The organism is Streptomyces prasinopilosus (assembly GCF_001419695.1).
Taxonomy (GTDB): domain Bacteria; phylum Actinomycetota; class Actinomycetes; order Streptomycetales; family Streptomycetaceae; genus Streptomyces; species Streptomyces prasinopilosus.
On sequence record NZ_LIRG01000783.1, the window covers coordinates 1 to 4377 of the forward strand.

Sequence of the window (4377 nt, forward strand, 5' to 3'; positions counted from 1 at the left end):
CTCATATCCGGAACGCCCCCGGGTGGGTCTGCTCGCGCACCGACACGAACTGCTGGCGCACCGCCTGCCCCACCGCCAGGTCCTCGCCCGGCTCCAGCACCTGCGCCACCGCGCCCTGCCAGACGGGCGGCGTCCGCGGGTCCAGGGTGCCCCGGGACACCCCCAGCGCCCACGCCGCCTGCCGGGCGGCGCCGATCGCCGCGTAGTCCGCGGGCCGCGGCACCACCACCTGCGCCCCGAACAGCGAGGGCGCCGCCGCCTGCACGGCGGGCAGCTCCGCGGCCTGCCCCAGCAGGAACACCCGCCGGACCTCCACGCCCCGGCCGCGCATCACGTCCAGCGCGTCCGCGAGCCCGCACAGCATGCCCTCGAACGCGGCCCGCGCCAGGTGCTCCGGCTTCATCGACTCCCGCCGCAGCCCCGACAGGGTCCCGGCGGTGTGCGGCAGGTTCGGCGTCCGCTCGCCCTCCAGGTAGGGCAGCAGCACCAGCCCGTGCGAACCCGGCGTCGACTTCATCGCCAGGTCGGACAGGCTCTCCAGGTCGGGCAGCCCGAGCAGCTCCGCGGTGCCGCGCAGGGCCCGCACCGCGTTCAGCGTGGTGACCACGGGCAGGTGCATGCCGGTGGCGTCCGCCAGCGCGGTCACCATGCCGTTCGGGTCGTAGAGCGCCTCGGGGTGGACGGCCATCACGGACCCGGACGCGCCCAGCGACACCACCGCGTCACCCAGCCCGATCCCCAGCCCGAACGCCGCCGCCATCGTCTCCCCGGTGCCCGCCGAGATCAGCAGCCCCTCCGGGGTGGCACCGGCCGCGTCGGCCGGGCCGATCACCTCCGGCAGCAGGGTCTGGTGCCCGAGCGCCAGCTCCACCAGATCGGGCCGGTACCCCCCGGTCGTCGCCGCCCAGTAGCCGGTTCCGGACGCCCCGCCCCGGTCGGTGGTCCGGCGCACCGGACGGCCCAGGAGCTGCCACACCAGCCAGTCGTGGGCCTGGAGCAGCAGGGCGGTGCGCGCCGCGTTCTCGGGCTCCGTACGCGCCAGCCAGCGCAGCTTCGTCACCGGGTGCGCCGCCTGCGGAACACTGCCCACCGCCCGCGCCCACGCCTCCCGGCCGCCGAGCGCGTCGATCAGGTCGGCCGCCGCGACCTGGGCCCGCTTGTCGGCCCCCACCATGGCGGGCCGCACGGTGTTGCCCTGGGAGTCCAGCGGCACCAGCGCGTTCGCCTGCGCGGAGACGCCGATGGCCTGCACGCCCTCCAGCAGGCCGCCGCCCGCCGCCTCGCCCAGCGACAGCAGCCAGTTCTGCGGGTCGACGTCGGACGGCCGGCCCGTGCCCTGGGAGTGGTCCACCGGGTGCGGCGCATACCCCTGTTTGAGCACGGTCCCGCTGTCCGCGTCACAGACGACGATACGAGTGAAATCGGGCGCACTGTCCAGCCCGGCGACTATCCCCATGGCCGAAATTCTGCCGTACCCGGCGGCATCGTGACGCCGGGCCGGCCCGCCGCGCGCTCCCGCCGGACGCCACCGGCGTCCCGGTCAGGTGTTGCTCGTCCCCCAGTCGTCCTCGCCGGCGCCCTGCGAGGACCGCTCGCGCAGGGTGCGCACCCGCTGCGCCACCGAGTCGGGCATCCGGTCGCCCACCCGGTCACTCACCACGTGGTAGGCCCGGCCCGCGATCTCCCGGCCCTGGTGGGCCGCGGTCTCCGCGGTGTTGCGCACGGCCGGGTTCTGCGCGAACCGCTGGGCCGACTTCTTCAACTGCTCGTAGCGCTCGCGTCCGGCCCTCGTGCCCAGCACGTAACCCAGGACGACTCCGGTGACGAACGTGAGCCGGTAACGCATGGCGGCCACCCTTCCGTTGTGTAGGACTGCGTGCAGGTCTGCGCGGCTCTCCGGTTGCGGCGACAGCGCCGGAGAGTACCGATTGGCGAAGCACCCCCCTGCTTGCGCTAATGTATGTGTCGCAGAGAGCGCGCGCCCCCTGGCGGATACCCAGGTGGATGCGTTCGATGCAGACGAGGCATTCCTCCGTAGCTCAATTGGCAGAGCAGCCGGCTGTTAACCGGCAGGTTACTGGTTCGAGTCCAGTCGGGGGAGCTCGGTCCTCCGTAGCTCAATTGGCAGAGCAGCCGGCTGTTAACCGGCAGGTTACTGGTTCGAGTCCAGTCGGGGGAGCATGCTGAACGAGGACCCCTCAAGGGGTCCTTTTTCATGCCCGGAGCACCTCCCGGCCCGGCGCCGGGACGGACCGGGCGGTGGGCAGGAGCGGTCCTCGGGGCCGCGAGGGGGGGCCGGGCCCAGTCGATCATTGAGGCAGGAGATCGTATGAGCGGCTATGCTGCGGCAGACGGCACGCACACCTGTGCGCGACACGCCGCTTGGGGCGGTAGCTCAGCCGGTTAGAGCAACGGACTCATAATCCGTCGGCCGTGGGTTCGAGTCCCACCCGCCCCACTCACCGCCGCACCACGGGTGCGTGCGCTTTGCCGCCCAGGGGCGGACGGCATCTCCTCCGGCCCCCTCGGAAAACCCCTCCGGGGCACCGGTCCGCGCCGACGGGAGCAGGCCGCCGCGGGCGCCGGGGAAACCGGCGACGGACCCTCCGACCGGCCTCCGGCCGCTTCTCTCCTCGTCGTCGACGACCGGCGGCATGACGGAGAGCAGCCGTGCCGAGCCGTGCGCCGCCCCCACCGACGCGGGGAGCGCAAAGGCCGCGGTCCCCTCCGGGCGGTGCACCGGCACGGGGTGAGCAGCCGGTGCAGGCCGGGCCGTCGGGGGTGATGGGGCGGTCCGCGCGTGACGGCCTCCCTCCACGGTGGCGACGCGTCCTGACGGCGGACGACGTCCCTGCCGGAGCTGCCCGGTGCCCGTCCCGCAGAGACCTCGATGACGAAGCACTCGCGGATGCCACGCGGCCGACGGGCACCACGACGAAGAAGGAGACGGCCGACGCGGCGGAGGGCGATCGACCTGCCGGCGTGTGCGACCGCGGTCCACCACGGACACACGGTCCTCCACGGACACACGGTCCTCCACGTCGGCAACGACCTCGTGACGGTGGCCGGGACGCCGGAGGACGTCCGGCGGCGGGACGTGCGCGCCTGATCTCCCGCAAACGGTCCGGGGCGTCGCCGGCCCCGCCCGTCCTGCCGCGGGCGGGAGCGACGGAGCGTCCGGTGGCCGGGGGCGGGTGACGTGGGCCCGCCGGGCCGGCCGGTCACCGCGAACTCCGCGAACACGGAGGGCGCCGCCACGCGCCGTGCCCCGGCATCCGGCCCCGGTGGCCGCCGGCATCGCCGCGGCCCGGCCCGAGGGCCCGACCAGTGGCACTCGGACCTCTGCTCGCGTCCGGGACGCCCGCCCCGGTGCGGGACGGGTGCCGGGTCGGGGAGGCGGCCGGGACGTCCCGGATCCCCCGTGGAGGGCGGGGCCGGTGGTCCGGAGCGCCGTGGCTCAGGTCGCCAGCGGGTTCAGCACCAGGGGTGCGATCTTGCCCTCCAGCATGGCGCCCAGGCCCTGGACGGCGCACACGTCCGGCCGTTCGGCGATGTGCACCGGCATGCCCGTGGCCTGCCGCAGCATCTGGTCGAGGCCGGGCAGCAGGGCGCTGCCGCCGACCATCATGATCCCGCGGTCGACGAGGTCGGCGACCAGGTCGGGCGGGCAGCCCCGCAGCACCTTGCCGATCCCGTCCAGCACCGCCGTCAACGGGGTCTGGATGGCGTGCCGCACGGCGGCCGTGTCGACCTTGACCGAGCGGGCGAGGCCGGTGGCGACGTCCCGGCCGTGGATCTCCGTCGACTCCGGACCGAGCGGGGTGAGCCCGTTGCCGGACAGGGCCAGCTGCAACGGCCGCACGGACTGGCTCGGCAGCATCAACTCGTGCTCGTGGCGCAGGTGCTGGACGATGGCGTGGTCCACGGCGTCACCGCCGACGGGCATGCGCTCGGCCGTCACGATCGAGCCGAGGGAGAGCACCGCCACCTGCGTGGTCGCCGCCCCGCACACCAGGATCATGGTCGCCTCGGGACGTTCCACGGGCAGCCCGCAGCCGACGGCGGCGGCGATCAGCGTCTCCACCAGCTCCACCCGGCGGGCGCCCAGCCCGACCAGGGTCTCGATCGTGGCGCGCTGGGCCAGCGGATCGGCGTCGTGCGGCGTGCAGGCCGCCGCCCGCAGGCCCGGCCGGCGGCGCAGCGTGCGCCGGATCCGGTCGCCGAGCAGGTGCCGCAGCATCCGCTGCGCCATGTCGATGTCGACGACGGTGCCGCCGGAGACGGGCCGTACCACGCGGATGTAACCCGGCGTCCGTCCCTTCATCCGCTCCGCGAGCTCGCCGACCGCGATCAGCGCGCCGGTACGGTGTTCGCGGC

Annotated in this window: 3 protein-coding genes and 3 tRNA genes; 3 read left to right on the top strand and 3 right to left on the bottom strand. The window is 74.6% G+C overall.

Annotated features, from left to right (window positions below):
- Position 1: 1 nt before the first annotated feature.
- Both AOK18_RS26380 and AOK18_RS26385 read right to left on the bottom strand, forming a co-directional pair.
- Positions 2–1456 (bottom strand): FGGY family carbohydrate kinase, encoded by a 1455-nt coding sequence (locus AOK18_RS26380; RefSeq protein ID WP_055695967.1) that lies wholly within the window; start codon positions 1454–1456, stop codon positions 2–4.
- An 84-nt stretch (positions 1457–1540) separates the two neighbouring features.
- Positions 1541–1846, bottom strand: a complete 306-nt coding sequence (locus AOK18_RS26385; protein ID WP_055574177.1) for a hypothetical protein — start codon at positions 1844–1846, stop codon at positions 1541–1543.
- Between the two features lie 182 nt (positions 1847–2028).
- Here AOK18_RS26385 and AOK18_RS26390 point away from each other — a divergent pair.
- From AOK18_RS26390 to AOK18_RS26400, 3 genes are all read left to right on the top strand, one after another.
- Positions 2029–2101 (top strand) — tRNA-Asn (locus tag AOK18_RS26390).
- Positions 2102–2106: 5 nt separating this feature from the next.
- Positions 2107–2179: transfer RNA gene (locus AOK18_RS26395), tRNA-Asn, on the top strand.
- A 205-nt stretch (positions 2180–2384) separates the two neighbouring features.
- A tRNA-Ile gene (locus tag AOK18_RS26400) sits at positions 2385–2458 on the top strand.
- A 999-nt stretch (positions 2459–3457) separates the two neighbouring features.
- Here AOK18_RS26400 and AOK18_RS26405 read toward each other — a convergent pair.
- Positions 3458–4377 (bottom strand): rod shape-determining protein (locus AOK18_RS26405; protein WP_055695968.1); only part of this gene is annotated, 920 nt, incomplete at its 5' end.

Coding starts and splice junctions, on each gene's coding strand:
- AOK18_RS26380 (WP_055695967.1), bottom strand. CDS start 1,456: ATGGGGATAGTCGCCGGGCTGGACAGTGCGCCCGATTTCACTCGTATC.
- AOK18_RS26385 (WP_055574177.1), bottom strand. CDS start 1,846: ATGCGTTACCGGCTCACGTTCGTCACCGGAGTCGTCCTGGGTTACGTG.